We start from the raw sequence: 24,121 nt of genomic DNA, 5'->3' as shown, positions 1-24,121 counted from the left end.
TCATGGTCCGGGCGCAGGCCCCGCCGTCCAGGGGACGCCGGAGCGGGCCCGCGGCCCCCAGACCGCATCCAGACGGCGGTCACGGCCGCAGGCCCATCGGTAGTAGGTGTACTGGATGGCCTGGCGCTCGGCGTAGTTCTGGTGGTAGCCCTCGGCGGGCCAGAACCGATCCAGGGGTTGGATGGCGACCTTCAGGGCTGAGACCGGAACAGCCAGCTCAGAGGCCGCCGACTCAAGGCTCTGGCGGGCCTGGAGCTCCTGCTCGGAGCCGCGGGGAAAGATCACCGGTCGGTAGGAGTCTCCCCGGTCGCAGAACTGCCCGCCCGCGTCGAGGGGATCGATCTGGCGCCAGTAGTGGCGCAGCAGGGCGGCGTAACTGAGCTGCGCCGGGTCGAAACGCACCAGCACAGCCTCCTGATGGCCGGTACCGCCAGCCGACACCTGGGCGTAGGTCGGGCGCTCCAACCGTCCGCCGCTGTAGCCGCTGATCGCCTCCACCACGCCGGACTGCACCTCGAGATCGTGTTCCAGACACCAGAAACACCCCCCGGCGAACACCGCTTCCTGGAGCGGCGCCGCCGCGGCCGACAACGGTGCCAGCGTGAGCAGGGCGATCAGGCCGAGGATGAGCAGGCCGTGCCGAAGGGTGGCGGCCCAAGCCCGCAGGGGGCCTCTGTCCGGCAGGCGGCTCCCCGCCCGGCAGGGTGGCGCCCTCATGAGGGGGCCAGCACCTGGTCGAGGATGGCCGCCGCCGCCCGCTGGGTGACGCCGGGCTCCCCCAGCTCCGAGCGCAGCCGGCGGTAGCCCTCCAGCATGGTGGCGTGGGCGGCGCTCCCCGCCTGGAGCAGGGGCTTGGCCTCCCGCACGATCGCCTCGGGGGTGAGGTCGGCCTGCAGGAGTTCCGGCACGAGCCGTTCCCCCAGCACCAGATTCACCGGCGAGATGTGCGGCACGCTGAAGCGGAGGATGTGACGGGCCACGAAGGCCGTGGCCGCACTGACCCGGTAGACCACGACCTGGGGAACCCCTCGCAGGGCCAGTTCCAGGTTCACGGTGCCGGACTTGGCCAGGGCGAGATCGGCGGCGGCGCAGAGGGCCGGCTTGAGCCTGTCGGCGTCCACGGCGGAGATCACCAGCGCACGCACACCGGCCTTGTCCAGCTGACGGGTGATCTGGGCCTCGAAGCCCGAGAGTCCGGCGGGCACCACCACCTGCAGATCCGGCTGGGCGCGCTGGAGCTCCGCCGCCGCCGCGACGATCTGGGGGAGCATGTAGCGCAGTTCCTGCCGTCTGGAGGCGGGCATCAGGAGCAGCACCGGCGCATCATCGGCCAGGCCGAGTTCCGCCCGGGCCTCGCGACGACTCGGCGGATCGCCCACCGTGTCGAGCAGGGGATGGCCGACATAGGTGACATTCGCCCCGCGACAGCCGTAGTAGCGGGCCTCCTCCTGGAAGATCGCCAGGATCTGGTTGGTGAAGCGGATCAGATTGGTGCGCCCCTCATCCCCGAACTTGAAGGCCCATTCCTGGGGAGCGATGTAGTAGGTGACCGGAACCTCGGGGAACTTGCGCTTCAGTCGCAGCCCCAGATTGACGTTGGGCCCCATGTAGTCGATCAGCACCACACCGTCGGGAGCGGCTCCGCGGAACCAGCGCCTGAGCCGCCGCTGCAGCCGCAGCGTGGGCAGCACGAAGGGGATCGCCTCCAGCAGGCCGATCGCCCCCATGCGGGTGGTGTTCGCCAGCAGTTCCGCTCCCGCCCGTTCCATGCGCTCCCCACCGAGGGCCACCACCTGGAGTTCGAGCCCGCGCCGGCGGGCCTCCTGATGGAGGGCCTCCACCAGCAGGGCCCCCTGCAGATCGCCGGACACCTCGCCCGTGCTGACCAGCAAGCGCAGCATCAGCGCGCTCCGGGGATCGGACCCCGGCGCGAGGGCTGCAAGGATCCTTCCAGAAAGGCCACCAGGGTCTCAGCGGCAGCCGTCAGGGGCTCGGCCCTGAGCTGGCCGAGGGCCTCGGCCAGGGTCAGGCCTCGGCGGTAGAGCAGGGTCCAGGCCCGCCTGAGATCCTCGGACTGGCGACCGTCGTCGAGGTCCATGAGGCCGCTGCGGCGCAGCCCGATCTTGTTCAGGGCCCGCACGCGGGACGGATGGCCTTCCACCAGGCAGAAGGGCGGCACATCCCGTTCGATCCGGCTCATGCCCCCCACCATCGCCAGGGTGCCGATCTGAACGAACTGGTGGATGCCGAGCACGCCGCCGATCACCGCCCGGTCACCGATCACCACGTGGCCGGCCACGGCGACACCGTTGGCGATCACGATCCGATCCCCCAGATCGCAGTTGTGGCCGAGGTGGCTGTAGGCCATCAGCAGGTTGCCGTCACCCACCCTGGTCTGCTGGTGGTCGGTGGTGGCACGGTTGATGGTGACGCATTCGCGGATGGTGTTGCCATCACCGATCACCACCTCGGTGGGATCACCGGTGTACTTGAGATCCTGGGGTTCGAGTCCGATGCAGGCACCGGGAAAGATGCGGTTGTCCCGCCCGATCCTCACCCGTCCGTCGATCACCACATGGGGGCCGATGCGGCTGCCGCTGCCGACCCGCACCTGCGGACCGATCACCGCGTAGGGCCCGACCTCCACGCCCTCCGCCAGTTCGGCCCGCGGATCGACCACCGCAGTGGGATGGATCATGGTGGCCATCAGTCCACCAGCGAAAACATCAGTTCGCCGGAGCAGGCCAGCTCCCCATCCACCGTGGCCTCGGCCGCCACCTTGCCGAAACGCTTGCGCTTGAGGCTCAGCAGTTCGCAGCTGATCAGCAGCTGATCCCCGGGTACGACGGGACGACGAAAGCGCACCCCGTCGATCCCGGCAAACACGAAGAGCCCCTTGGGCAGATCGGGCATCTGGGTGACGATCAGCCCCCCCACCTGGGCCATCGCCTCGACGATCAGCACCCCGGGCATCAGGGGGCGGCCGGGGAAATGCCCCTGGAACTGGGGCTCATTGAAGGTGACATTCTTGATCGCCACCGCGCGCTTGCCAGGCTCGTGGGCGATCACCCGATCCACCAGAGCGAAGGGATAGCGGTGGGGCAGGAGACCCTGGATCTGCTCCGCATGGAGCACGATGCCCGGGGAGCTGGCAGGAGCCGGGGAGGAGGAGGCGGACAAGGGGGTCAAGCAGAGAACGGCGAACGGGGAAGGTCCGCCAGGGCAGCGGCCAGGGCGGTATGGAGGCCATGGGAGCCGCGGTAGGCAAACACATGGGCCCTTGGCAAACCGACCAGCGCCAGATCACCCATCAGGTCGAGGATTTTATGGCGCACCGGTTCATCGGCAAATCGCAGGGGGGGATTCAGCCAGCGGTCGCCGTCGCACACCAGCGCATTATCGAGGGCGCCCCCCTGGATCAAGCCGGCGGCGCGGAGCTGATCGACCTGGGAGCGCAGACCGAAGGTCCGGGCCGGCGCGATGGCTTCCACAAACGCAGCAGGGGTGAGCTCCAGGGAGAACAGCTGGCGGCCGATGGCCGGGTCCGTGAACTCGATGGCCGCGCCCAGCCGCAGGCCCGCAGCGGGGATCGCGGTCACGAACCCCGGCCCCCGGCTCACCGTGAGGGGCTCACGCAGTTCCGGCATGGCGGAGGGAAGCTCCAGGGGCTGACAGCCGGCTTCCGCGATGGCCTCCACCCAGGGGAGGGCCGATCCATCCAGCAAGGGGATCTCATGGCCCTCGACCAGGATCTCTGCCTGGGTGATGCCCGTACCGGCCAGGGCCGCCAGCAGATGTTCCACGGTGGCGAGGCGCCGCTGGCCCAGCTGCAACGCGGTGCAGAGCGTGGTGTCCTGCACCCTTCCTGGGTGCAGGCGCACGAGGGGCAGGTCGGGCTGATCCAGCCACCCGAGCCAGTAGCCGGGCCGCTCGGCGGGCTGGAGCCTCACCCGACCCTCCTGACCGCTGTGGAGGCCGACACCGTGCCGCTCGGCCGTGCCGGCCAGGGTGAAGGTCCCGGCGTAGTCAGCTGGCCATGGCCCCACTAGAACTTCCAGCCCACACCAAGGTTGAAGCGCCAGTTGTCGGTGAAGTCCTCTGTCGCCACTTCCAGCCTCAGGGGGCCGACAGGGGTGGTGACGATCACGCCGATGCCCGGCGAGAAGCCATCGCCCTTCTTGCCCAGCAGACCGCCGGGGTTGCCCGGGATGTCCCCCTGGGTGCCGAAGGTGGTGCCGGCGTCGAAGAAGACGGAACCGCTGACGATGCTGAACAGGGGAAACCGGTACTCCGCCGTGAACTCGCCGTAGGCCTTGCCGACCCCCAGATCGCAGTCGGCGTAGCCACGCACCGAATTGCCGCCTCCCAGGCAGAAGGCCTCGTAGGGAGGGATCTCGTCACCGATCAGGGCGCCGCCCGAGACCTGGAAAGCCAGGGCCTGCTTGCAGTCGCGGGTTTCGCCGGGCTTGGGACGGCAACCCTTGTAGATCTTCAGCCAATTGACCGGGATGTACTGGGTGAAGGTGGTGCGGACCCGGTTGAAGGTGGGTGAATCGTTGCCCACGGAGAGGAACTGCTCGGTGCCCACGCTGAAGAAGTTGCCGCGGGTGGGGTTGCGGGGATCATCGAGGGAGCTGTAGGTCGTGCCGACCCTGAAACTGAGCAGCTGGTTCTCCGAGGCGCAGTTGTAGGCCAGACAGATGACCTGGCGGCTGGGAACCCTCACCGGCTGGCGGAGGTCGTCGTCCACACCGATCACGGCCTGGGAGTACTTGTCGCCCGAGAAGTTCATCGGGGTGACTTCCTGGCCGCCGAAGGCCAGGATCAGGTTCCAGGGGGCTTTCTTGTAGGGATCCCCACCGTTGAAGGGCCGCACGAACTGGACATTCGCCCCAACCCGCTGGATGGCGACGCTGTCGAAATTGGTGCGGACCTCCGCGAACGGTCCGGAGGTGTCGACGGGGCTGTTGGTGACGACATCGAAATCAGCCCCGCTGAAATCCTGCCGGTTGAAGTTGAGGTCCGTGTCGTCGCTTCGGAAGATCTGGGGCACTTCCCGGCTGAAGAAGATCCGGGTGCGGAAGGAGGTCCGGAAGCGATCCCCCTTGATCCAGGGGTCCGTGAAGGTGATGTCGCCGAGGCCGCCGTACTGTCCGTAGGAAAAGTTGGTGCCGAGATTCCAGGCCCGCCCGGCCAGGTTGCTTTCCTGCAGCTGGATCTGACCGAAGACCCCCTGGTTCTGGCTGTAGCCCACACCACCTGAGATCGAGCCGGTGGATTGCTCGACCATCCCGAGCACGATGATGACCTTGCCCGGCTCGGCAGGCACGGGCTTCAGGGTGACCTTGACATCGCCGAACAGCCCAGTGCCATACAGGCGACGGATGTCTTCCTCCAGCTTGCGGCGGTTGAAGAGGTCCCCGGACTTCATCGAGATTTCCCGGGTGATGACCCAGGGCTTGCTCTTGCCGCGGATCGGCTCGCCCTTCTCATTGGTGGCGGAGCCCTCCTTGTTGAGGAACTGCACCTCCACCCCTTCCACGGTGCCTTCGCGCACCAGCAGTTCAACCGTGCCGTCGGGACTGACCCGGCTGGGGCCGGTGACCCGGGCCAGGGAGTATCCCTGGTCGGCGTACCACTTCTGCAGCTCCTGCATGCGGGACTGCAGGGAGTTGAGGTTGAGCGTCTTGCCGTAGTCCGCCGCGAAGGTGTCCTGGAGCACCTGGTCGGGGAGCTGGAGCTCAGCGGGCTCCAGGCTGATCCGCTGCAACACCGGGTTGGCCACCACCGCAACGATCAGCCGCACCCCGAGCGGGCCGTCAACCGGCTGGATGCGCACGTCGGAGAACCAGCCGGTGGCATAGATCGCCGAGAGGTCGGTCTGCAGTTCACTGCGGGTGACCTTGGTGCCGGGGGTCACGGCCATCGCGGCGTAGGCCGCCAGCTCAAGACGCTCCCGCTCGGGGTGGTCATCGAGGCCCTCGATGACGATCTCGGCGATCTGAACCCTGGGCTCGGCGGGGGCCTCTTCACCGACCTCGGGGGAGGCGGCACCGGGTTGATCGGTCCCGGCCGGGGGCTCCGCAGCAGCAGGGGCGGCGGCCGGGGGATCGGCAGCAAACGGGTCGACGCCCGGGGAGGTATCGGCCGGCGCCTCTGCGGGCGCATCCGCCTGGGGGGCTACCGCTGGGGTGTCCGCGGGTTGTTCAGCCGGAGCCTCCGCTCCGGGCTGGTCCTGCGCCAGGGCCGGAGAGGCCACCAGAAGCGCCGCACCCAGCAGAGGCAGTGCAGCCTTCAAGCCCAGCGAACCGACCATGAGTGTCACGAACGGAGCGGCTGGGCCGCAAATGCGGTGACCTTACCTATAGAACCGCGGTTCGGGACACACCCCTTGGATCCGTTTGAGAACCTGCCCATAGGCCTCGACAACCCCGCCGAGGTCCTGGCGGAATCGGTCCTTGTCGAGAATGCGGTCCTGCAGGTCGTCGGTGGCCCGATCCCAGAGGCGACAGGTGTCAGGGCTGATTTCATCGGCAACGACCAGCTGCTGATCGGCGGTCAGCCCCAGTTCGATCTTGAAGTCCACCAGCTCCAGATCGATGCGGCCGAAAAGCTCCAGGAGGGCGGCGTTCACCTGGCGGGCCAGCTGCTCGAGGCGATCCCGCAGATCGGTGTCGAGGATGCCGAGCAGCGCCAGCCGGGCATCCGTGAGCAGCGGATCGCCCAGGGCGTCGTCCTTGTAGTACAGATCCAGCAGGGGGGAGGGCAGGCGGGTTCCGGAGGCGACCGGAAGCTGCTGGCAGAGCGAACCCGCCGCCAGGTTGCGGATCACCACCTCGATGGGAATGATCTCCACGGGGCGCACCAGCATCCAGCGCCGGGAGGCCTCGCCCTCGGCCAGGCCCAGGTAGTGGGTGGGGATGTCGCGACTGGCCAGCCATTCGAAGACCAGGGCCGAGATCCGGCAGTTGAGGGGCCCTTTGCCCTCCAGCTGGGCTTTCTTGAGGGCATTGAAGGCGGTGGCGTCATCCTTGTACTCGACCGCCACCAGGTCGGGCCGATCCGTGCGATACACCCGTTTGGCCTTGCCCTCGTGCAGCAGCGGACCGATGGTGTAGGTGCTCATGGCAGGGGAGTCGGGGAGGTGCCGGCGGCGTGGCCTCCGGGATCGCGGGGCGAGCGCAGCTGGGTCTCCAGATCGCGGGTCCGGGCCGGATCGGAAGCCAGTCTTCGCCGCAACAGCCACTCACCGTACGCATCGTCGATCCGGGCGCTGAGGCGCAGCCGCCGCTCCAGGGCCAGCGTGGACTCCGGTCCCGATCCGGCCTCCTTGCCAAACTGGCCCGTGTCAAGCCGCCCCGTGCCCAGCTGCTGGTCGAGCAGCTGGGCGACCAGCCCCCAGGCACCACTGTCGGCCGCCTGCTCGAGCGCCCGTTCGAGCAGGGTGTCGCGGGTCTCGCGGTCGAGCTGGGCCGCCAGGGCCACGGCGCGACCCCAGCGGGCGGCCGTCGCCTCACCCGGAAGGCGGCTGGCCAGCAACACTTCGGCCGCCTCGGCGGGCCGACCGAGGCTCTCGAGATGATCCGCCAGCACATCCAGGGCGGGACGGGTCACCGTCCGGTGGCCGGAGGACGCGACCAGCGGCAGCTGCAGAGCTTCGAGATTCGCCGGATCACCCTCGGCGAGCCAGCGGAGCGCCTGGGCCGCCAGGCGGTGGTCCAGCCCCGCATCGGCTGCCTGCCACTGCAGAAGAAGCCAGATCCGGCGGTCCGGACCGGGGGCAGGACTGTGCCGGCTCAGCACCTCGAGGGCCCCCACGGGGGCCTGGCAGACGAGCAGGGCCTCGGCCGTGGTGAGCACCTCGAGCAGGGTGGAACGGGGCGACCGACGGGACAGCAGCTGCTCCTGCACGTCGCGCAGCCGATCGAGGTCCCTGGCGCCGATCGCCTCGCGGCAGCTGGCCACGGCCGCCATCCCGGCCGTGTCAACCGGAAGACCGGAGGGCGCCGTCCGGCCCGGGGATCCCAGCAGGCCGGAGCCCAAGGCCAGGAGGGCCACCCAGCCCCTGCAGGCCAGGGCCGAGGATCGCAGAAGGCCAGCCGCCATGCCGGGGAAGACGTGCAGGTGAAGATGGTCGTGGGGTCTGCCGGAATCGCGCAGACATCCCGCACAACCTAGGGGAGTCCTGAGCTCCCGTTCCACCCGCACTCCCTGAGCCCGATGGCCCCTGAGGCAGCACCGCAGCCGCTCCGCATCCTGGTCGTGGGTGGCGGCGGACGGGAGAACGCCCTGGCCTGGGCGCTGCGGCGCTGCCGTGGTGTCGAGGCCGTCTGGGTGGCCCCGGGGAACGGCGGCACCCCCGATCTGGCGAGCTGCGGCCAGCTGGCCATCGCCGAAACCGACCAGGACGGGCTGCTCGGGGCCTGCCGGGAGCACGCGGTCAACCTGGTGGTGGTGGGTCCGGAAGCCCCCCTGGCGGCAGGGCTGGCCGACCGGCTGCGCGCGGCGGGCATGCCGGTGTTCGGCCCGGGGGCGGAGGGTGCCCGGCTCGAGGCCAGCAAGCAGTGGGCCAAGGCGCTGATGCAGGAGGCCGGGGTGCCCACCGCCGGCCATTGGCCCGCCGCCAGTCGGGAGGAAGCCCACGCGATCCTGGCCGCCCAGGGCCGGCCGCTGGTGGTGAAGGCCGATGGTCTGGCCGCCGGCAAGGGCGTGACGGTGGCGGAAACCCTCGAGGAGGCCCGGGCTGCCATCGATGCCATCTTCGCCGGGCGCTTCGGCCAGGAGGCCACGCTGGTGCTGGAGGAGCGCACCCATGGGCCGGAGATCTCCGTGTTCGCCCTCACCGACGGGCAGCGCCTGGTCCTCCTGCCAGCGGCGCAGGACCACAAGCGCATCGGGGAGGGCGACACCGGCCCCAACACCGGCGGGATGGGGGCCTACGCGCCGGCTCCGCTCCTGGATGCCGCAGGCCTCGACCAGGTGAGGCAGCAGGTGCTGGAGCCAACCCTGCGGGCCCTCAGGGCCCGTGGCATCGACTACCGCGGAGTGCTCTATGCGGGGCTGATGCTGACCGAGACCGGGCTGAGCGTGATCGAGTTCAACTGCCGCTTCGGCGACCCTGAGTGCGAAACGCTGATGCCCCTGCTGGGCCCCGAGCTGGCCCAGGTGCTGCTGGCCTGTGCGGAGGGCCGGCTGGACCAGGCCCCTGAGCTGACCATCGCGGCGGGCTGCAGCGCCTGCGTGATTGCCGCGGCCGAGGGGTACCCCGGCACGATCCGCACGGGGGATCCGATCGAAGGGGCGGCAGCGCCGGCGGAACGCCTCCAGATCTTCCATGCGGGAACCCGCCGCGATGCGGATGGCACCTGCCGCAGCAGCGGCGGCAGGGTGCTGGCGGTGGTGGCCCAGGCCGACGGGTTCGACGCGGCCTTCGCCCAGGCCTATGCCGGCCTGGAGCAGGTGCACTTCGCCGGCATGACCTACCGCCGCGACATCGGCCATCAGGTGCGCACCCCCCAGAGCCCATGAACAGCGACGCGCCCAAGGACCAGCTGAGCGCCTGGCGGCGGGCCCTGGCCCGGTGGTGGGCCGAGTTCAGTCTCCAGACCAAGCTGCTGGCCGTGGCCACCCTGGTGGTGAGCCTGCTGATGACCGGGATCACCTTCCTGGCGCTCAACGGCATCCAGCGGGATGCCCGCATGAGCGACACGCGCTACGCCAGGGATCTGGGTCTGCTGCTGGCAGCCAATGTCAGCCCGCTGGTGGCGGAGGGCAACGACCGGGAGCTGGCCTCGGTGGCCGAACGGTTCTGGCGTTCCAGCCGCAGCCTGCGTTACATCTTCTTCGCCGACCCCGACGGGATCATCTACCTCGGCATCCCGATCGGCGGAACATCCGGCGGGAGTGAACTGCTGCTCAGCCGCCGGCTGGAACTGCCTCCGGACATCCAGCGGCGCCCGGAGAACCCGCTGATCCGCCAGCACCTCACCCCGGACGGCCAGGTCACCGACGTGTTCGTGCCGATGGTGAGCGAAGGGCGCTACCTGGGGGTGCTGGCCCTGGGCATCAATCCCAACGAAACCCTCCTCGCCAGCGCCGCCCTGACCCGGGAGGTGACCGTGGCCGTGTTCATCTCGATCTGGGTGCTGGTGATCCTGGGGGCGGTCTTCAACGCCCTCACGATCACCCGCCCTGTCAAGGAATTGCTGCGGGGGGTGCGCCAGGTGGCCGGCGGCAACTTCGAAGCCCGCATCGCCCTGCCGATGGGGGGCGAGCTCGGTGAGCTGCTCGAGGGCTTCAACACCATGACCGCACAGTTGGAGGCCTACAAGGCCGCCAACATCGAGGAACTCAAAGCGGCCCAGGTGAAACAGGAGTCGTTGATCGCCACCATGGCCGATGGGGCCGTGCTGCTCGACGCCTCAGGCGCCCTCGTGCTGGCGAACCCGACGGCACGGCGCCTGTTCCGCTGGGAGGGGCGCAACCTGGAGGGCAATCAGCTGATTCCCGAACTGCCGGAACGGCTGGCCCTCGAACTGAGCGCGGCGCTCGACAATGTGACGAGCAGTCAGCAGGATGCCGCTGACGTGCGCTGCAGCTTCGGCGAGCCGCCCCGCACCCTGAGGATCGTGCTGCAATCCGTGCGGGACGCGAGTGGGGAATCCCTCAAGGGGATCGCCATGACGATCCAGGACCTCACCCGCGAGGTGGAGCTGAATGCTGCCCAGAGCCGGTTCATCAGCAACGTCTCCCACGAATTGCGCACCCCCCTCTTCAACATCAAGAGCTACGTGGAGACCCTCCACGACCTCGGGGATCAGCTCAGCGAGGAGGAGACCAGGGAGTTTCTCGGTATCGCCAACGCCGAAACCGATCGACTCACCCGCCTGGTCAACGATGTGCTGGATCTCTCCCGACTGGAATCCGAGCGGGAATGGAATTTCGAAGCCATGGAGGTGGGTCCGGCCATCGAGCAGACCCTGCGCACCTACCGGCTCAATGCCCATGAGAAAGGCGTGAATCTGCTGTTCGAAGCCGATTCCCAGCTGCCGCGCGTGCTGGGCAACTGGGACCTGCTGCTGCAGGTCTTCGACAACCTCGTGGGCAATGCGCTCAAGTTCACTCCCAAGGACGGCCAGGTCGTGCTGCGGGCTTACCCATGGCCGGACCTCTGCCTGCTCAGTCCGGCCGGTCAGCCGGAGGAGGATCATCCCCGCTGCGAACTGACCTCCCCGCTGCCGCGCCTGAGGGTCGAGATCGCCGACAGCGGCTGCGGCATTTCCGAAGCCGACCAGGAGAGGATCTTCGAGCGCTTCTACCGGGTGGAGAACGCGGTTCACATCGAGGCGGGTACAGGCCTCGGCCTCTCCATCGTTCGGGGCATCCTGGAAAAACACGGCACCCAGGTGAAGATGGCCAGCGAGCCGGGCGTCGGAACGGCGTTCTGGTTTGACCTCCCCCTCGAGGACTCCGATACTGACGAACTTCGCCTGATCACCGAGCGCCGCGGTCAGGAACGGGCGCTCGACTGGAGCACCGTGGCGGGCTGAACCCAGCCCCAGCCCAGGCCAGATCACAAGGGCTCAGCGGTCGTCGTCGGCCACCCCCCGCACGATGCGGGAGAGCTCACTGCGCTCATCCGTGTTGATCCTGTGGGGGACACCACTGATGATCCGCTCGAAGTTGGAGAAGGAGTCCTTGATCTCCGGACCATTGCCGGTGATCACGAACTCGCGGATGCCCTTGTCATGCCAGGAGCCTCGCATCTTGAACACGTTCAGGGCACGGGCCATCTCGCCACGGATCTCCACGTACTGGAGCAGCAGAATCGTATCGGTGATCGTGGAGATATGAGAGTCGGTGATTGAATGGCTACCCATGAACTCCTCAGAGGTGTTCGTGAAGAAACCGGCAATCTCCTCCTGCTTGGCATAACCGGTCACTCCGATCACGAACTGCCGAAAGGCATTGTGACTCACGCCGCGGGCCAGGGCACTGAGGGAATCGATCGCCATCCGGGACGGCTTGAACTGACCGATCTCGGTCTTGATGATCTGGAGATGGTCTTCCAACCCCGTGGACTCGGGGTAGGCACAGATGATCTTCAGCAGACCGTCCTGCTCCATCTGCTCGAAGTCGATTCCCCAGCTGGTGGCGTTACGCAGCAGCTGGGCCCGCGACTCCTCATAGGCGAACAGGATGGCGCGCTGCTTGCTGCGGCAGGCGTCCTCGACGAACTTGGACACCAGCAGGGTCTTGCCCGTACCCGTGGCTCCGGTGGCCAGAATGATGGAGTCCTTGAAGAAGCCTCCGCCACACATCTCATCCAGCTTGGGCACCCCGGAGCTCAGCCTCACGTTGGAGGAACGCTGGGTGAGGCGCATGGCCCCGAGCGGGAAGACGCTCATGCCATGGCTTCCCATGGTGAAGGGAAATTCACCCTTCATGTGCGTGGTGCCCCTCAATTTGAGGATCTCAACTGTTCGCCTTCTGCGCTCTCCCTCCAGGACATTCCGAAGAATGACGACATTGTCCGAGACGAACTCCTCGACTCCATAGCGGGCGATTGGACCGTATTCGTCAATGCGCTCGGTGGTCATCACCGTGGTGACGCCGATCTCCTTGAGCCTGGCAATCAGACGGAAGATTTCCCGACGCACCACGGATACGGCATCGTATTGCTGGAAAACAGCGGTGATCGAGTCAATGGCAACACGACGTGCTTTGTACTTGCGAATCGCGTAGTTGATGCGCTCAATCAACCCTGAGAGGTCAAAGTTTCCGGCCACATCCTGGCCATCTGGGTCTGGCGACGCATCAAGAATGAAGAGCTTGTCCTGCTCCAGCATCTCCTGGAGATTCCAGCCAAAACTTGCAGCATTACGAAGAATATCGAGAGGAGACTCTTCGAAGGTGATGAAGATGCCTGGCTCCTTGTACTGGCGGATCCCGTTATAGAGAAAGTTCAGGGACAGAACCGTCTTGCCAGTGCCGGATGTACCGCTGATCAGCGTCGAGCGACCGATCGGCAGGCCTCCATGGCAAACATCATCGAATCCCTCGATCCCCGTGGGGAGCTTCTGCACCTGCATCAGGGCATCATCGAGGGGACTGGGTTCCTGCATTGCCGGCGGGGGGATGGGGAGAGGGAAAGGGTCAGGGTCGGGGGTTGAGGCCATCATCGGGCCGGTCACCATCAGGAGGCGTGGGTGACTGCAGTTCATCGGGCCTGTCCTCCACGTCCTCGGGAGCCTCCAGGCCCGACTCGAGGGCCAGCTCGTCAAACTGGGGATCGTCGGTCAGTTCGTCGTAGAGCAGATCCAGTCCGATCAGCACCCGTTCCCGGTCACTGAGATCCCCGATGATCCGCCGCACCGGCGGGGGCAGGATCTTGGTGAGGGTGGGCGTGGCCAGAATCTTGTCCTCTTCCGCGAGCTGGGGGTTCACCAGCACATCAATGACCTTGAGGGCGTAAACGCCCTTGAATTCAAGATCCAGGATGTTGCGCAGGGTCTTGAGTGCCCGCATCGAGTTGGGCGTATTACCTGCCACATAGAGCTTGAGGATGTAAGTCTTTCGGGGTGTCATGATAGGGAGTTGTAGGTTTCAGGCATCTTTAGGAAGGCGAACAAGTGGCACATCAGGGGGCACGGAGCGTCGATACATCTCACACAAATGAGCCATCACATCGAGCAGGGCAAGGCGATAGTCCTGAAGGAAGTCGCTCTTGTGGCCTTCGAAGCTGAGCTTCTTTGAGAAGGAATCGATGAGATCCATGTGGATCTGCACCGTTTTTGTAATTGGAAGGTCGCTGAAAAACGCAGTGTTAACAAAACTCTCCAGCGCCTGATTGGCAACGGATGGATTGCGGAAGTAGCTCAGCAGAAGATCCCGATAGGTGCGCTGCAGTGATTGCAACAGTTCCTCGCTCTCCGATGGCGGCAGATTGCGCAGAAATCTCGATGGGTCCCGCTTGTAGAAGACACCGAGCAGCCCCAGCCGGTCCCGAAGGCGATCGTCCAGGCGCCAGGCCATGGCCGCCGCGGGCTGGTCGCCGACGTCCGCGCCCCCTGCCGGAGCCCCGGCCTTGGCAGCCGTCTGGCCCGGGCTGGCCAGGCCCTGGCGCAGGAAGCGGGACACAGAGGCATCCAGGCTGTAACTGAGCTGCTCGAGCTGGTCCGGGGGCAAGCGCACCTCGGCCTCGTGGAAGGCGATCTCGCCGTTGACCTCGCCGATCACCACCGCGGGCCACACCAGCCCATGCTGGGTGAGGCCCTCGAGCTCACGCGGCGGGATCCCCCCCTGCTCGATCAGGAGGGCATCGACGTCCTCCCGCAGCCGATCCAGCTCCTGCACCGGATCGCCAGCGGGGTCGACAGGCACCAGGGAGTAGCGGCTGCTGGATAACCCGCGGGCCACGGCAGCCGCCAGGCTGGGATCACGGACGAGCAACGCAACGGTGAGGGCCGATTCGGGCATGGAAGAGCTACCCCGGTGGGAAGCGCCCCCGAGTGGATGCCCCCCATGTTGACGAAAGGCAGCCTGAAACCGGAGGATTTGACATTGTCTTCTGATTGTGCGTCTGGCGTAATCGGTCGATGCCAGTCCCCGTCCGGGTTTTCCCCCTCGCCGGGCCTCTGCCATCCCCAGCCTGACCACGCCCCAACAGCCCATGACCCAAGCCAACGCCGTCAGCAGCGGCCCCTACGCCATCGTCGAGGCCTCCGGCCAGCAGTTCTGGCTGCAGCCCAACCGCTACTACGACCTCGACCGCCTCAACGCCGACGTCGATGACACCGTCACCCTGGATACGGTGCTGCTGGTGAACGACGGCAAGGCGGCCACCCTCGGCCAGCCGTACGTGAGCAACGCCAGCGTGGAGCTGAAGGTGCTCGCCCATCGCCGCGGTCCCAAGCTGATCGTCTACAAGATGCGCCCCAAGAAGAAAACCCGTCGCAAGAATGGCCACCGCCAGGAGCTCACCCGGGTGATGGTCCAGGCGATCAACATCGGCGGCAAGGCGCTCGCCTGATCCCTCACCTCACTGTTCACCCCCTTCGCACCCTCCCCTCCATGGCCCACAAGAAAGGCACAGGCTCAACCCGCAACGGCCGCGATTCCAATTCCAAGCGCCTCGGCGTCAAGGCCTACGGCGGTGAGGCCGTGAACGCCGGCTCGATCCTGATCCGCCAGCGCGGCACCTCGGTGCTGCCCGGGGTCAATGTGGGCCGTGGCTCGGACGACACCCTGTTCGCCCTCATCGACGGGGTGGTGAGCTTCGACACGATCAAGCGCGGTCTGCGCACCCGCAAGCGCATCAACGTCGCCCTGGGCTGAGCTCCTTCCTGGCCGTTCCGCCGGACCCGTCCAGCGCCCCCCCCAGCAAGGGCACTCAGGCCAGCCGGTAGGCACGGGTCGTGATCAGGTAGGGGTGGAACACCTCCAGGAACCGGTGCTGGAGGGTGCGGAAGAACCGCTCCACCAGCACGGGCTCGTCCAGGTGGAACGGGTACTCCCCTTGGAACCCCTTGAAGAAATACCAGTTCAGCAGCGCCGTGGCGCCAGGGGCCATGCGCCCGGCGAATTGTTCGAGCTGATCCGACGGATCAGCCAGGTGCTCCAGCACGTCAAGACAGACGATCGTGTCGAACCGATCGGGCAGGCTGGGATCCGCCAGATCCCTGTGGCAGGAGAGCTTCTTTCCAAGCCCGAGCCGAAGGGCCCTGGACTCCACACAGGCGCGGTTGTGGGGGTTCAGATCCACGAACCACACCTGGTCCACCTCGGGCAGAGCCGCCGCTGCAAGCGCGTGGCTGCCGATGCCGCCTCCGAAATCCAGCACCTGGCCGCGGGCGAAGCGCTGCTGCAACCGCAGCGTATCGGCGATGTAGTCGGCGCTGCCCAGATGCCAGGCGGCCAGCTCCAGAAGGTGCACGGTGCCCACGGTGTCCTCATAGAAGCGGGTGGCCTGCTCCAGGTCAAAGCCGCCCGGATGGAGGGCGGCCAGGGTCTCGGTGCTCTGGGGCAGACGGCGCTCCAGCTCTTCGGTGTCGATGCCGAGGTAGGTGGCGAGATGCTCCTTGAGGGCAAAACCATCGGCCAGGAACCGGTCTACTCCCAGTGCCGCTGCCACGGTGTCCTTCCCACTGCTGGCGCCAACCTACGTGCCCATCCGGCCCCGGCTCCCGCCGTTCAACCCAGTTCCGCCCCGTCACCAGGCACCTCCAACCAGCCCCGGAGCCAACCCGTGAGCGCGTAGAAGGGCAGCGTGTCGGCCAGCGCCGCCATGGCCTTGAACAGGTAGCCGCTGGCGATGTAGCTGACCAGCTGGGGCAGCACGGCCTCCCCGTCCCGGATCGGCAGCACATGGTTGGCGTAGTGGCTGATCAGCACCACGGCCGTGGTGTCCACCAGCTGGCTCACCAGGGTGGAACCGTTGTTGCGCAGCCAGAGGGCACGGCCGCTGCTGAGGCGCTTCCAGAAATGGAACAGGCGCACATCGGTGAACTGGGCCGCCAGGTAGGCCACCATCGAGGCCCCCACGGCGCCGAAGGCCAGGCGCTGCACCTCGAAGAAGGTGGCCTCCGGTGCCCCGGCCAGACCCGGCAGGATCCCTCCGAGCCAGAGGATCAGCACGATCCAGCCGTTGAGGGCCAATCCCACCCAGACCAGCTGGCCCGCCTTCTGCTCGCCCCAGATCTCGCTGATCAGATCGGTGCAGAGAAAGGTCACCGGGTAGGGCAGGGCCCCCACGGCGACCACGATCGGCCAGGAACCGATCGAACCGAGCTGCAGGAAGCGCGTCAGCCCCAGGATGTTCAGCATGCCCATGCTCCCGAGGAAGATCCCCGCCAGCACGAGGAACGCCAGGTCACGGCGCTGCTGCAGGGTCATCGGAGCGGGGCATGGGACCCTTCCAGGCTGATGGAGGTGCCCATGGCTGACCAGTGCTGCGGATTTCTGGTGCTCGACAAGCCCGCCGGACTCACCTCCCATGGCTGCGTGGCCCGGATCCGGCGGGCCTATGGCCTGCGGCGGGTGGGCCATGGCGGCACCCTGGATCCCGCGGTCACCGGGGTGCTGCCCATCGCACTCGGGCCGGCCACCCGGCTGCTTCCCTACCTGGTGGGGGACAAGGCCTACGAGGGCACCGTGCAGCTGGGGGTGCGCACCGGCAGCGACGATCTGGAGGGGGAGGTGCTGGAGCGGCGACCCGTGCCCCCCCTGGAGCCCGCAGATCTGGAGGCAGCCCTGGCCCTGTTCCGCGGAGCGATCCTGCAGGTGCCCCCCCAGATCTCGGCGGTGCACCTCAACGGAGAGCGGGCCTACGTCCGCGCCCGCCGCGGCGAGCAGCTCAGCCTGGCGGCCCGGCCTGTGACCATCACGCAGCTGGAGCTGCGCCACTGGGATCAGGCCACCGGCCTGCTCAGCCTGGCGGTGCGCTGCTCCGCCGGCACCTACATCCGCTCCCTGGCACGGGATCTGGGGGAGGCCCTGCACTGCGGCGGCAGCCTGGCCACCCTGCGGCGCACCGAGGCGCTGGGCTTCCGCCTGGAGCAGGCGGTTGCACTCGAAGCCCTCGCCTCGCCGCCCCTCCCGCCCCTGCTCGACCCCCTCGTCGCGCTGGGGCATCTGCCGCGGCGGCGGCTGCAGCCCAGCGAATGGGCGGGCTGGCGCTGCGGACGGGCCCTCGAGGCCGAGGCGCTCCACCCTGCGGAGCAGGCCGTGGCCGTGCTGGAGCCGGATGGCAACCTGGCAGGGCTGGCACTGGCCACAACCGACGGCCGACTGCAACCCCGGTTGGTCTTCGACGCGGCCGGCTGACCGCCAGCCGCTCCTGCACTCCGTCCCCCTGTTCGTTCCGATGGCCGGCCACAGCAAATGGGCCCAGATCAAGCGCACCAAGGCCGTCGTCGACGCCAAGCGCGGGGCCGTGTTCACCCGTCTGGGTCGGGAGATCACGGTGGCCGCCCGAGGCGGCCCCGACCCCGCCGGCAACTTCCAGCTGCGCACGGCCATCGAGAAGGCCAAGGCTGCCGGGGTGCCGAACGGCAACATCGAGCGGGCGATCCTGAAGGGCTCAGGCCAGCTGGGGGGAGAGGGCGACCAGTTCGAAGCGGTTCGCTACGAGGGCTACGGGCCGGGGGGGGTGGCCGTGCTGATCGAGGCGTTCACGGACAACCGCAACCGCACCGCCGCCGACGTTCGTCTGGCCTTCAGCAAGCACGGCGGCAATCTGGGCGAAACGGGCTGCGTGGGCTATCTGTTCGAGCAGCGCAGCGTGGCCCGGATCACCCAACCTGACCTCAGCGAGGACAGCCTGCTCGAGGCGCTGCTGAGCCTTGAAAATGAGACCGGGGTCCAGCTGCTCGGCTACGCGTTCAGCGGCGACGGCGCCGAGGTGTTCGCCCCCTTCGCCCAGCTCGAGGCCCTCCAGGATGGACTGCGGGCCCGGGGCCTGGTCGTGGAGACCTGGGAACACCGCTGGATTCCTCAGACCCTCTGCAACCTCAGCGATGCCGAGCAACTCCGCAGCAGCCTGAAGATGCTGGATGCCCTGGAGGAGCTCGATGACGTCCGCAGCGTGACCTCCAATCTGGAAGCCGATGAGGAGCTGATCGAAGCGGTGGTGGCCTGAAAGGCGAACTGCATACCCCTTGGGCAGAAGCCGGCATGCCCAGCAAGGCTCAGCTGCCCAGCCTGCCGACCAGGAAGGAACTCAGAGATAGCAACAACAATGAAATGCAGTAATAGAGCAAACTCATGCCATCAGAGAGCGGCAAGGCCAGCATTGCCTTGAACGCAAATACCACCAGGGCAATCACGAGCACCTTGACAAGCTTTTTCTTGAGGTCATCAAGGCTGGCCACCTCAAGCACACCCTTGAACCCCTTGGATTCCTCATTCCTTGCAGGATCAATCGCCGAGATCAGCAACTCATATGTTCCATAGCTGAAGATCAGCAAGGCTATGCCAATCAAGTACAGATCAACACCACCGATAAAGCCACCCAGAACGCGCGCAAGCACTTTCTGCTCCGTACCGGAGCTCTGCAGCATCACCTCAAGGGCATAAAAGGTTTCCCTCGTTCCCAGGATGAAGGTGGCCAGGCTGCTCAAGGCCGTCATCAGGACAGGCAGAATGCCAATGAGCCTGAAGCGCCAGAATATCTTTTCAAACCTGGACTCAAGCCAACCGATGAAGCGCGACGATCGGACCACAGGGCCATCCAAGTTTCTGCTGATTGGATCATGACACCGACCTGAAGCCCCGCCTGAGCGCGATCGCTGCCACCCTCCACAGGCATGGCGTCCAGGCTGATGTTGTGCGCTGTGAGGCGTCCCGGTCATGAGCGTGGGGCTGGGGTCGGCGGCCCCGGGGCCGGGCGGGCGACCATGCCCTCAGGCGCCAGTGAGCGCCGCCCGATCGGCCAGCACCGTGACGCAGGGGTGCTGCCTGAGCCAGCTGCCGGGCAGAGCCGCCGAGGGCGACTCGGTGAGCAGGCGACGCAGCACCGGGGCCTTCGCCACACCGGTGACCACCAGAAGGATGCGGCGGGCCGCCAGGATCTCGGCCATCCCCAGGCTGATCGCCCGGTGGGGCACGGCAAGCGGATCCCCGCCGAAGGCCGCTGCGTTCTGCCGCCGGGTCATGGCACTGAGCTCGACGCAGCGGCAGGGAGCGTCGGCGGCACAGGGCGGCTCGTTGAATCCGACATGGCCATTGAGTCCCAGGCCGAGCAACTGCAGTCCGATCCCCCCGTTCCGGGCCAGCTCGGCGGCATAGCGCCGGGCTTCGGCCGCAGGGTCCGGCGCCAGGGCATCCGGAAGCCGCACCCGCTCGGACACCAACCCGAGGGGCTGGACCAGCCGGCTGGCCATGAAGGCCGCGAAGGAGCGTGGATCAGCCGGAGACAACCCCACATAGTCATCAAGGTTGAAGCTGAGCCAGTTCCGCAGCACGGCCCGGCGGTCCGCCTCGGGCTGGGCGTGGATCAGACTCACCAGGGCCGCGTAGACCGGCTCCATGGTGCGGCCCGTGGCCAGACCGAGCGGCAGCTGGGGGCCTTCGCTGCGGGCCTCGAGCAGACGCTTGGCGGCCAGTTGGGCGGCGGCGGCGGGGTCGTCCAGCTGGATCAGCTCCAGCTGAGGAGTCGGGCTCAAGGGGTGGGGTAGCGGCGCAGCTGGGTGCCTCGAAAGTAGTGGCTGAGGATCCGCTCGTGGTCCTCGCCCCGCTCCGCCAGGGCCAGGGCCCCCCACTGGCTCATGCCGACCCCATGGCCGTAGCCCCGGCCGATCGCCACGATCAAGGGCTGGGCGGTGGGGCGGGATCCGGTCCTGGGCGTCCAGCGTCCTGAAGCCCCGGGGGCCGTTCCCCCTCGCTGACCCGACGCCATCGGCATGCCGGTCGCCGAGTCCACCAGGGGTTCCGGCACCACCGGCGGGGGCGTGAGCGGCGGCAGGCCCGCCGCTGGCCTGGGCTCCAGCACCTCGAAGCGCACCTGGGTGCTGCGGAGGCCGAGCCGGCTGCGCAGCTGGGGCCCTGTCACCACCAGGGTTCCCGCGGGGCCGATCACCCGGGCCTGGCGCACCCGCCCGGTGGCTGTGGAGGCGACGATGTCGATGCGCTGAACGCCACCGATCTCTCCGAAGGCCTTGCGCAGCAGGTCGGGAGCCAGGGGCTGTTCCCACTGGTGCACAGGGCTGTTCTGGTCATAGTCCGGAACGCTCACCAGATAGGGCAGCTGCTGGCTCCAGAGATCGCCGCTGTTCTCGGTGCGCCCACCGCTGCTGCTGTGGAACACCGTGTTGGCAAGTTGGTCGCCATACATCAGCACCTGTCCACGGGTGCTGGCCACGGCCTGGCGTGTCGAGTCGGTTTCGGCCTCGACACCCTTGTACACCTGGCTCGACACCGTCGCCGTGAGGTCAAAGGCCGCGGCAGGCTTGCGCTGCCGCAGGGCATAGGTCCGCGCGGCGACGGCCTGGGCCCGCAGGGCGGCCTGGGGCCAGCGGGCCGGCATCTCGCTGGCCACCACGCTGGGCAGGTAATGCTCCACCCCGATGTGGTTGATGGCCTGGATCCGGCCGTCGATCAAGCGGAGCTGGAGGCGTCCCCGGTAGCGCCGCTCCTGAAGCCGGAAGACGCCGCCGTCGGCAGCTGTCTGGGCAGGCTTGAGATCGAGCCAGATTGAAGCGGCAGCCGGCAGAGCCGTGGTTCCCTCCCGGCCCCTGGCCTGGAGGCGGCCCTGAACCAGCCGCAGCTCCAGCGGGGAGCCGGGGGACAGTTCGATCCCTGCCGCCGATGGCCCCTCGGGCCTGAGCACCAGGGTGCGCTCCACCGCGGCCAGGCTGAGCACAGGCCCCTCCGCCAGCAGCACCCGGACGTCCGCTTCCCCCTGCTGGGCCTGGACGACCGGGGAGGGCAGAACGGCCGCCAGTGCCGAGAGGGACACCCCCACGGACAGCAGGGGCGGGATGCGGAACGGGAACGGCACGGTGGACCCGGCGCAGGGCGGTTCATTGTGACGGCGGTCCTGGGTTGGTGCCAGCGCCGACGTGGCAGCATGCGCCGGAGGCACAGGGGTCGTGCAGGTCACGTTTCTCGGCACCAGTTCCGGGGTGCCCACCCGCAGCCGCAATGTCTCCGGCGTGGCCCTGCGGCTGCCGCAGCGCAGCGAGCTCTGGCTGTTCGACTGCGGCGAGGGAACCCAGCACCAGTTCCTTCGCAGCGAACTGCGGGTGAGCCAGCTGCGGCGCATCTTCGTGACCCACATGCACGGCGACCACGTCTTCGGTCTGCCCGGCCTGCTCGCCAGCCTTGGGCTGGCCGGCACCTGCAAGGGCATCGATCTCTACGGCCCCGACCGCCTCCGGGACTACATCGAGGGGGTGCTGCACACCAGTTCGACCCGGATCGGCTACCCCGTGCGCCACCACCGGGTCCACCGTGCCGCCGAGGGCGGCACGGTCCTGCTGGACGATGCCGATCTGTCGGTGCGCTGCGCCCCCCTCACCCACCGGGTGCCGGCCTACGCCTACCGGGTGGACCAGAAGCCCCGGGCCGGGCGATTCGATGTGGAGCGGGCCCGGGCCCTGGGCATCCCCCCCGGGCCGATCTACGCCGACCTCAAACAGGGCCGCACCGTCACCCTCGAGGACGGACGGATCATCCGCGGGGCCAGCCTGTGCGGCCCCAGCCGCCCCGGGGCCAGTGTGGTGTATTGCACCGACACGGTCTTCTGCGAGGCCGCCGTCCGGCTGGCCGAGGGAGCCGACCTGCTCATCCACGAGAGCACCTTCTCCCACGCCGAGGCCGACCTGGCCTACCAGCGCCAGCACTCCACCAGCACCATGGCCGCCCAGACCGCCCTGGAGGCGGGGGTCAGGCAACTGGCCCTCACCCACCTCAGTCCGCGCTACGTGCCCGGCAACCCGATCGGTCCGGACGATCTGCTGGCGGAGGCCCGCGCCATCTTCGCCAACACCCTGCTGGCCCGGGATTTCCTGAGCATCACCGTGGTGCCGGAGGAACCCGAGGCCGCCACCGTGCCCACTCCATAGCCCTGCAACAGTTCGCCCGATTCCGCTCCGGAGCCCCCTTCCCCCGTGATACAAGGTCTCCGATGCGGTCTTCCCCGCCATACCGCCGGCTTCTCCCAATGGCCTCCACCCTTTTCACTTCTGCCCTCCGCAGAGCGCTTCGGGCCACCGCCCGTACCCTGCTGGCCCTGCCCCTGGCCCTGCTGCTCTGCCTCGGCTTCAGTGGCCAGGCCACAGCCGCCCAGTGGAGCACCGACCAGCTCACCGTTCCGGCCGGCCCCGATGGCAGCACGGTGACCTTCACCGAGCAGGAGATCAAGAGTGGCCGCAAGCTGTTCAACACCAGCTGCGGCGAATGCCACGCCGGCGGCATCACCAAGACCAACCAGAACGTGGGCCTGGATCCGGAGACCCTGGCGCTGGCCACCCCGTCCCGTGACAACCTCGAGGCCCTGGTGGACTACATCAAGGATCCGACCAGCTACGACGGGGAGTACAGCATCGCCGACCTGCACCCCAGCATGCGCAGCAGCGACATCTTCGTGAAGATGCGGGATCTCGACGACGAGGATCTGCGTCTGATGGCCGGCTACATCCTGGTGGCCCCCAAAGTGCAGGGCATCCAGTGGGGCGGCGGCAAGATCTACTTCTGACCCCTGCGGCCCTGCTCAGCTGATCCCAGCCGGTGTCCACGGACACCGGCTTTTTCATGCTCAGCCTGGGGTCTCCGGGCCCGCGGCTGGCGGTGACGGTGGTGATGACGGCGCGGTCGGTGGGGGTGGCCGATCATTGGAGGGGTCCAGGGACGCCGGCTGCTTGCTGTACCACCATTCCTGCAGGGCCGGACTGAGGCGCACCGGAAAGAGGGTGATCACGGTGCGGGTCGGCCGGGCCCCAGGCTGGAGCAGTTCCACCGCGTAGGAGGGACAGCGGCGGGCGGCCAGGTCGGCCACGAGGCGCCGCCCGACCCGTCGCCAGCTCGGCTCCTTGCTGCGCCAGGCAAGCCGGCAGCAGGGCCAGGGAAGCTCCTCCCGATCAAACAGGCGGCAGCAGGCCCCGAGCACCCGGTAGCTGTACTGCCCCCCCAGGCTGGTGTGCTCGCTGCCGGCAGGCAGGAGCAGCTGATCGGGCCCCGGCTGCTGCGATGGCTCCCGGCCGACGGGGTTGGCGCTGCCAGGGGCAGAAGGCACGGCGGCGAAGGGCGTCAGAGTGGACATGAAAAAGCCACCCCGCAGGGTGGCAGAGGGCCATCAGGCGTTGAAGCCGGGGCGCTCAGTAGAGCTCCTCTTCGGCGTGGGTCTTGATCGTGCAGTCACTGGTGGGGTAAGCGACGCAGGTGAGGACGAAACCTGCTTCGATCTGGTCGTCGTCGAGGAAGCTCTGGTCGGACTGATCAACGGTTCCGGCGGTCAGCTTGCCGGCGCAGGTGCTGCAGGCACCGGCGCGGCAGGAATAGGGGAGGTCGATGCCCTGCTCTTCAGCGGCGTCGAGGATGTACTGATCGTCAGGAACCTCGATGGTCTTGTTGAGGCCTTCGCTCTCGTTGATGAGGGTGACCTTGTAGGAAGCCATGGAAGGGA

25 protein-coding genes and 1 pseudogene are annotated in these 24,121 nt (G+C 67.7%); 8 read left to right on the top strand and 18 right to left on the bottom strand.

Annotation, left to right across the window (positions count from 1 at the left end):
• From msrA to ACLD7X_RS01455, 8 genes are read right to left on the bottom strand one after another with little or no spacing between them, the layout of a single operon-like run.
• Positions 1-717 carry a peptide-methionine (S)-S-oxide reductase MsrA gene (gene msrA, locus ACLD7X_RS01490; RefSeq protein WP_411421673.1) on the bottom strand — a complete coding sequence of 239 codons (717 nt, stop codon included), beginning with the start codon at positions 715-717 and terminating at the stop codon, positions 1-3.
• Positions 714-1,901: a lipid-A-disaccharide synthase gene (gene lpxB / locus ACLD7X_RS01485; RefSeq protein ID WP_411421672.1), complete on the bottom strand. Its 1,188-nt coding sequence runs from the start codon at positions 1,899-1,901 to the stop codon at positions 714-716. Before lpxB ends, msrA begins: the two co-directional genes overlap by 4 nt.
• Positions 1,901-2,707, bottom strand: coding sequence for an acyl-ACP--UDP-N-acetylglucosamine O-acyltransferase (lpxA, locus tag ACLD7X_RS01480; protein ID WP_411421671.1), 807 nt, complete (start codon positions 2,705-2,707; stop codon positions 1,901-1,903). Before lpxA ends, lpxB begins: the two co-directional genes overlap by 1 nt.
• Entirely contained in the window at positions 2,707-3,180 is a 474-nt protein-coding gene (gene fabZ / locus ACLD7X_RS01475; RefSeq protein WP_411421743.1) for a 3-hydroxyacyl-ACP dehydratase FabZ, read from the bottom strand. Before fabZ ends, lpxA begins: the two co-directional genes overlap by 1 nt.
• Positions 3,181-3,185: 5 nt before the next feature.
• On the bottom strand, positions 3,186-4,046 hold the full coding sequence (lpxC, locus tag ACLD7X_RS01470; RefSeq protein ID WP_411421670.1) for a UDP-3-O-acyl-N-acetylglucosamine deacetylase: 861 nt from the start codon (positions 4,044-4,046) through the stop codon (positions 3,186-3,188).
• The gene (locus ACLD7X_RS01465) at positions 4,046-6,298 is read right to left on the bottom strand and encodes a BamA/OMP85 family outer membrane protein (protein WP_412006911.1); all 2,253 of its coding nucleotides are present in this window, start codon (positions 6,296-6,298) and stop codon (positions 4,046-4,048) included. The genes lpxC and ACLD7X_RS01465 overlap by 1 nt, the downstream gene beginning before the upstream one ends.
• Positions 6,299-6,358: 60 nt before the next feature.
• On the bottom strand, positions 6,359-7,126 hold the full coding sequence (gene purC / locus ACLD7X_RS01460) for a phosphoribosylaminoimidazolesuccinocarboxamide synthase (protein WP_411421668.1): 768 nt from the start codon (positions 7,124-7,126) through the stop codon (positions 6,359-6,361).
• On the bottom strand, positions 7,123-8,106 hold the full coding sequence (locus tag ACLD7X_RS01455) for a hypothetical protein (RefSeq protein ID WP_412006912.1): 984 nt from the start codon (positions 8,104-8,106) through the stop codon (positions 7,123-7,125). Before ACLD7X_RS01455 ends, purC begins: the two co-directional genes overlap by 4 nt.
• A gap of 114 nt (positions 8,107-8,220) precedes the next feature.
• Between ACLD7X_RS01455 and purD the strand changes: the two genes are divergently transcribed.
• Together purD and ACLD7X_RS01445 are read left to right on the top strand one after the other, a co-directional pair.
• Complete coding sequence (purD, locus tag ACLD7X_RS01450) at positions 8,221-9,528, top strand: phosphoribosylamine--glycine ligase (protein WP_411421666.1); 1,308 nt, start codon at positions 8,221-8,223, stop codon at positions 9,526-9,528.
• A complete protein-coding gene (locus tag ACLD7X_RS01445; protein WP_411421665.1) occupies positions 9,525-11,549 on the top strand; it encodes an ATP-binding protein in 2,025 nt (674 codons plus the stop codon). The genes purD and ACLD7X_RS01445 overlap by 4 nt, the downstream gene beginning before the upstream one ends.
• Positions 11,550-11,582: 33 nt before the next feature.
• On the opposite strand, the gene kaiC is transcribed toward ACLD7X_RS01445, so the two are convergent.
• The 3 genes and pseudogenes from kaiC to ACLD7X_RS01430 form a co-directional block, all read right to left on the bottom strand.
• A complete protein-coding gene (kaiC, locus tag ACLD7X_RS01440) occupies positions 11,583-13,124 on the bottom strand; it encodes a circadian clock protein KaiC (protein ID WP_411421664.1) in 1,542 nt (513 codons plus the stop codon).
• A 169-nt stretch (positions 13,125-13,293) separates the two neighbouring features.
• A pseudogene (gene kaiB, locus ACLD7X_RS01435) lies at positions 13,294-13,587 on the bottom strand (circadian clock protein KaiB); the annotation flags it as partial.
• Positions 13,588-13,605: 18 nt separating this feature from the next.
• Positions 13,606-14,478: a circadian clock protein KaiA gene (locus ACLD7X_RS01430; RefSeq protein WP_411421663.1), complete on the bottom strand. Its 873-nt coding sequence runs from the start codon at positions 14,476-14,478 to the stop codon at positions 13,606-13,608.
• 193 nt (positions 14,479-14,671) lie between these two features.
• Here ACLD7X_RS01430 and rplU point away from each other — a divergent pair, with 193 nt between their 5' ends.
• Both rplU and rpmA read left to right on the top strand, forming a co-directional pair.
• Complete coding sequence (gene rplU / locus ACLD7X_RS01425) at positions 14,672-15,031, top strand: 50S ribosomal protein L21 (RefSeq protein ID WP_411421662.1); 360 nt, start codon at positions 14,672-14,674, stop codon at positions 15,029-15,031.
• A 41-nt stretch (positions 15,032-15,072) separates the two neighbouring features.
• Positions 15,073-15,336, top strand: coding sequence for a 50S ribosomal protein L27 (rpmA, locus tag ACLD7X_RS01420; RefSeq protein WP_411421661.1), 264 nt, complete (start codon positions 15,073-15,075; stop codon positions 15,334-15,336).
• A gap of 55 nt (positions 15,337-15,391) precedes the next feature.
• Here the strand turns inward: rpmA and ACLD7X_RS01415 are convergent, their stop codons facing one another.
• The gene (locus ACLD7X_RS01415) at positions 15,392-16,132 is read right to left on the bottom strand and encodes a class I SAM-dependent methyltransferase (protein ID WP_411421660.1); all 741 of its coding nucleotides are present in this window, start codon (positions 16,130-16,132) and stop codon (positions 15,392-15,394) included.
• A gap of 59 nt (positions 16,133-16,191) precedes the next feature.
• The gene (locus tag ACLD7X_RS01410) at positions 16,192-16,893 is read right to left on the bottom strand and encodes a queuosine precursor transporter (RefSeq protein WP_411421659.1); all 702 of its coding nucleotides are present in this window, start codon (positions 16,891-16,893) and stop codon (positions 16,192-16,194) included.
• 42 nt (positions 16,894-16,935) lie between these two features.
• Here ACLD7X_RS01410 and truB point away from each other — a divergent pair, with 42 nt between their 5' ends.
• A complete protein-coding gene (gene truB / locus ACLD7X_RS01405; protein ID WP_412006913.1) occupies positions 16,936-17,823 on the top strand; it encodes a tRNA pseudouridine(55) synthase TruB in 888 nt (295 codons plus the stop codon).
• 40 nt (positions 17,824-17,863) lie between these two features.
• On the top strand, positions 17,864-18,637 hold the full coding sequence (locus ACLD7X_RS01400; RefSeq protein ID WP_411421657.1) for a YebC/PmpR family DNA-binding transcriptional regulator: 774 nt from the start codon (positions 17,864-17,866) through the stop codon (positions 18,635-18,637).
• Between the two features lie 49 nt (positions 18,638-18,686).
• Here ACLD7X_RS01400 and ACLD7X_RS01395 read toward each other — a convergent pair whose 3' ends face one another.
• From ACLD7X_RS01395 to ACLD7X_RS01385, 3 genes are read right to left on the bottom strand one after another with little or no spacing between them, the layout of a single operon-like run.
• Positions 18,687-19,349 carry a YqhA family protein gene (locus ACLD7X_RS01395; RefSeq protein WP_411421656.1) on the bottom strand — a complete coding sequence of 221 codons (663 nt, stop codon included), beginning with the start codon at positions 19,347-19,349 and terminating at the stop codon, positions 18,687-18,689.
• Positions 19,350-19,400: 51 nt separating this feature from the next.
• Positions 19,401-20,162, bottom strand: coding sequence for a 6-phosphogluconolactonase (locus ACLD7X_RS01390; protein WP_411421655.1), 762 nt, complete (start codon positions 20,160-20,162; stop codon positions 19,401-19,403).
• Complete coding sequence (locus ACLD7X_RS01385; protein WP_412006914.1) at positions 20,159-21,496, bottom strand: SpoIID/LytB domain-containing protein; 1,338 nt, start codon at positions 21,494-21,496, stop codon at positions 20,159-20,161. Before ACLD7X_RS01385 ends, ACLD7X_RS01390 begins: the two co-directional genes overlap by 4 nt.
• A gap of 91 nt (positions 21,497-21,587) precedes the next feature.
• On the opposite strand from ACLD7X_RS01385, the gene rnz reads away from it, so the two are divergent.
• Positions 21,588-22,562 carry a ribonuclease Z gene (gene rnz, locus ACLD7X_RS01380; protein ID WP_411421653.1) on the top strand — a complete coding sequence of 325 codons (975 nt, stop codon included), beginning with the start codon at positions 21,588-21,590 and terminating at the stop codon, positions 22,560-22,562.
• Positions 22,563-22,660: 98 nt separating this feature from the next.
• Positions 22,661-23,194, top strand: a complete 534-nt coding sequence (gene psbV, locus ACLD7X_RS01375) for a photosystem II cytochrome c-550 (RefSeq protein ID WP_411421652.1) — start codon at positions 22,661-22,663, stop codon at positions 23,192-23,194.
• A gap of 60 nt (positions 23,195-23,254) precedes the next feature.
• Here the strand turns inward: psbV and ACLD7X_RS01370 are convergent, their stop codons facing one another.
• Both ACLD7X_RS01370 and ACLD7X_RS01365 read right to left on the bottom strand, forming a co-directional pair.
• Positions 23,255-23,731 (bottom strand): hypothetical protein, encoded by a 477-nt coding sequence (locus tag ACLD7X_RS01370; RefSeq protein WP_425625039.1) that lies wholly within the window; start codon positions 23,729-23,731, stop codon positions 23,255-23,257.
• Positions 23,732-23,813: 82 nt separating this feature from the next.
• Positions 23,814-24,113 carry a ferredoxin gene (locus ACLD7X_RS01365; protein ID WP_411421650.1) on the bottom strand — a complete coding sequence of 100 codons (300 nt, stop codon included), beginning with the start codon at positions 24,111-24,113 and terminating at the stop codon, positions 23,814-23,816.
• Positions 24,114-24,121 lie beyond the last annotated feature (8 nt).

It is taken from the genome of Aphanothece microscopica RSMan92 (genome assembly GCF_046613545.2).
Lineage (GTDB): Bacteria > Cyanobacteriota > Cyanobacteriia > PCC-6307 > Cyanobiaceae > NIES-981.
Note: the sequence above shows the minus strand (reverse complement) of the source record. Positions and strands in the feature narration are given on the sequence as shown.

Excerpts from the sequence above, each read along its gene's own strand:
- msrA (WP_411421673.1), bottom strand. The coding sequence starts at position 717 with ATGAGGGCGCCACCCTGCCGGGCGGGGAGCCGCCTGCCGGACAGAGGC.
- lpxB (WP_411421672.1), bottom strand. The coding sequence starts at position 1,901 with ATGCTGCGCTTGCTGGTCAGCACGGGCGAGGTGTCCGGCGATCTGCAG.
- lpxA (WP_411421671.1), bottom strand. The coding sequence starts at position 2,707 with ATGGCCACCATGATCCATCCCACTGCGGTGGTCGATCCGCGGGCCGAA.
- purC (WP_411421668.1), bottom strand. The coding sequence starts at position 7,126 with ATGAGCACCTACACCATCGGTCCGCTGCTGCACGAGGGCAAGGCCAAA.
- ACLD7X_RS01455 (WP_412006912.1), bottom strand. The coding sequence starts at position 8,106 with ATGGCGGCTGGCCTTCTGCGATCCTCGGCCCTGGCCTGCAGGGGCTGG.
- purD (WP_411421666.1), top strand. The coding sequence starts at position 8,221 with ATGGCCCCTGAGGCAGCACCGCAGCCGCTCCGCATCCTGGTCGTGGGT.
- ACLD7X_RS01445 (WP_411421665.1), top strand. The coding sequence starts at position 9,525 with ATGAACAGCGACGCGCCCAAGGACCAGCTGAGCGCCTGGCGGCGGGCC.
- kaiC (WP_411421664.1), bottom strand. The coding sequence starts at position 13,124 with ATGCAGGAACCCAGTCCCCTCGATGATGCCCTGATGCAGGTGCAGAAG.
- ACLD7X_RS01430 (WP_411421663.1), bottom strand. The coding sequence starts at position 14,478 with ATGCCCGAATCGGCCCTCACCGTTGCGTTGCTCGTCCGTGATCCCAGC.
- rplU (WP_411421662.1), top strand. The coding sequence starts at position 14,672 with ATGACCCAAGCCAACGCCGTCAGCAGCGGCCCCTACGCCATCGTCGAG.
- rpmA (WP_411421661.1), top strand. The coding sequence starts at position 15,073 with ATGGCCCACAAGAAAGGCACAGGCTCAACCCGCAACGGCCGCGATTCC.
- ACLD7X_RS01410 (WP_411421659.1), bottom strand. The coding sequence starts at position 16,893 with ATGACCCTGCAGCAGCGCCGTGACCTGGCGTTCCTCGTGCTGGCGGGG.
- truB (WP_412006913.1), top strand. The coding sequence starts at position 16,936 with ATGGCTGACCAGTGCTGCGGATTTCTGGTGCTCGACAAGCCCGCCGGA.
- ACLD7X_RS01400 (WP_411421657.1), top strand. The coding sequence starts at position 17,864 with ATGGCCGGCCACAGCAAATGGGCCCAGATCAAGCGCACCAAGGCCGTC.
- ACLD7X_RS01395 (WP_411421656.1), bottom strand. The coding sequence starts at position 19,349 with ATGACCGGGACGCCTCACAGCGCACAACATCAGCCTGGACGCCATGCC.
- psbV (WP_411421652.1), top strand. The coding sequence starts at position 22,661 with ATGGCCTCCACCCTTTTCACTTCTGCCCTCCGCAGAGCGCTTCGGGCC.
- ACLD7X_RS01365 (WP_411421650.1), bottom strand. The coding sequence starts at position 24,113 with ATGGCTTCCTACAAGGTCACCCTCATCAACGAGAGCGAAGGCCTCAAC.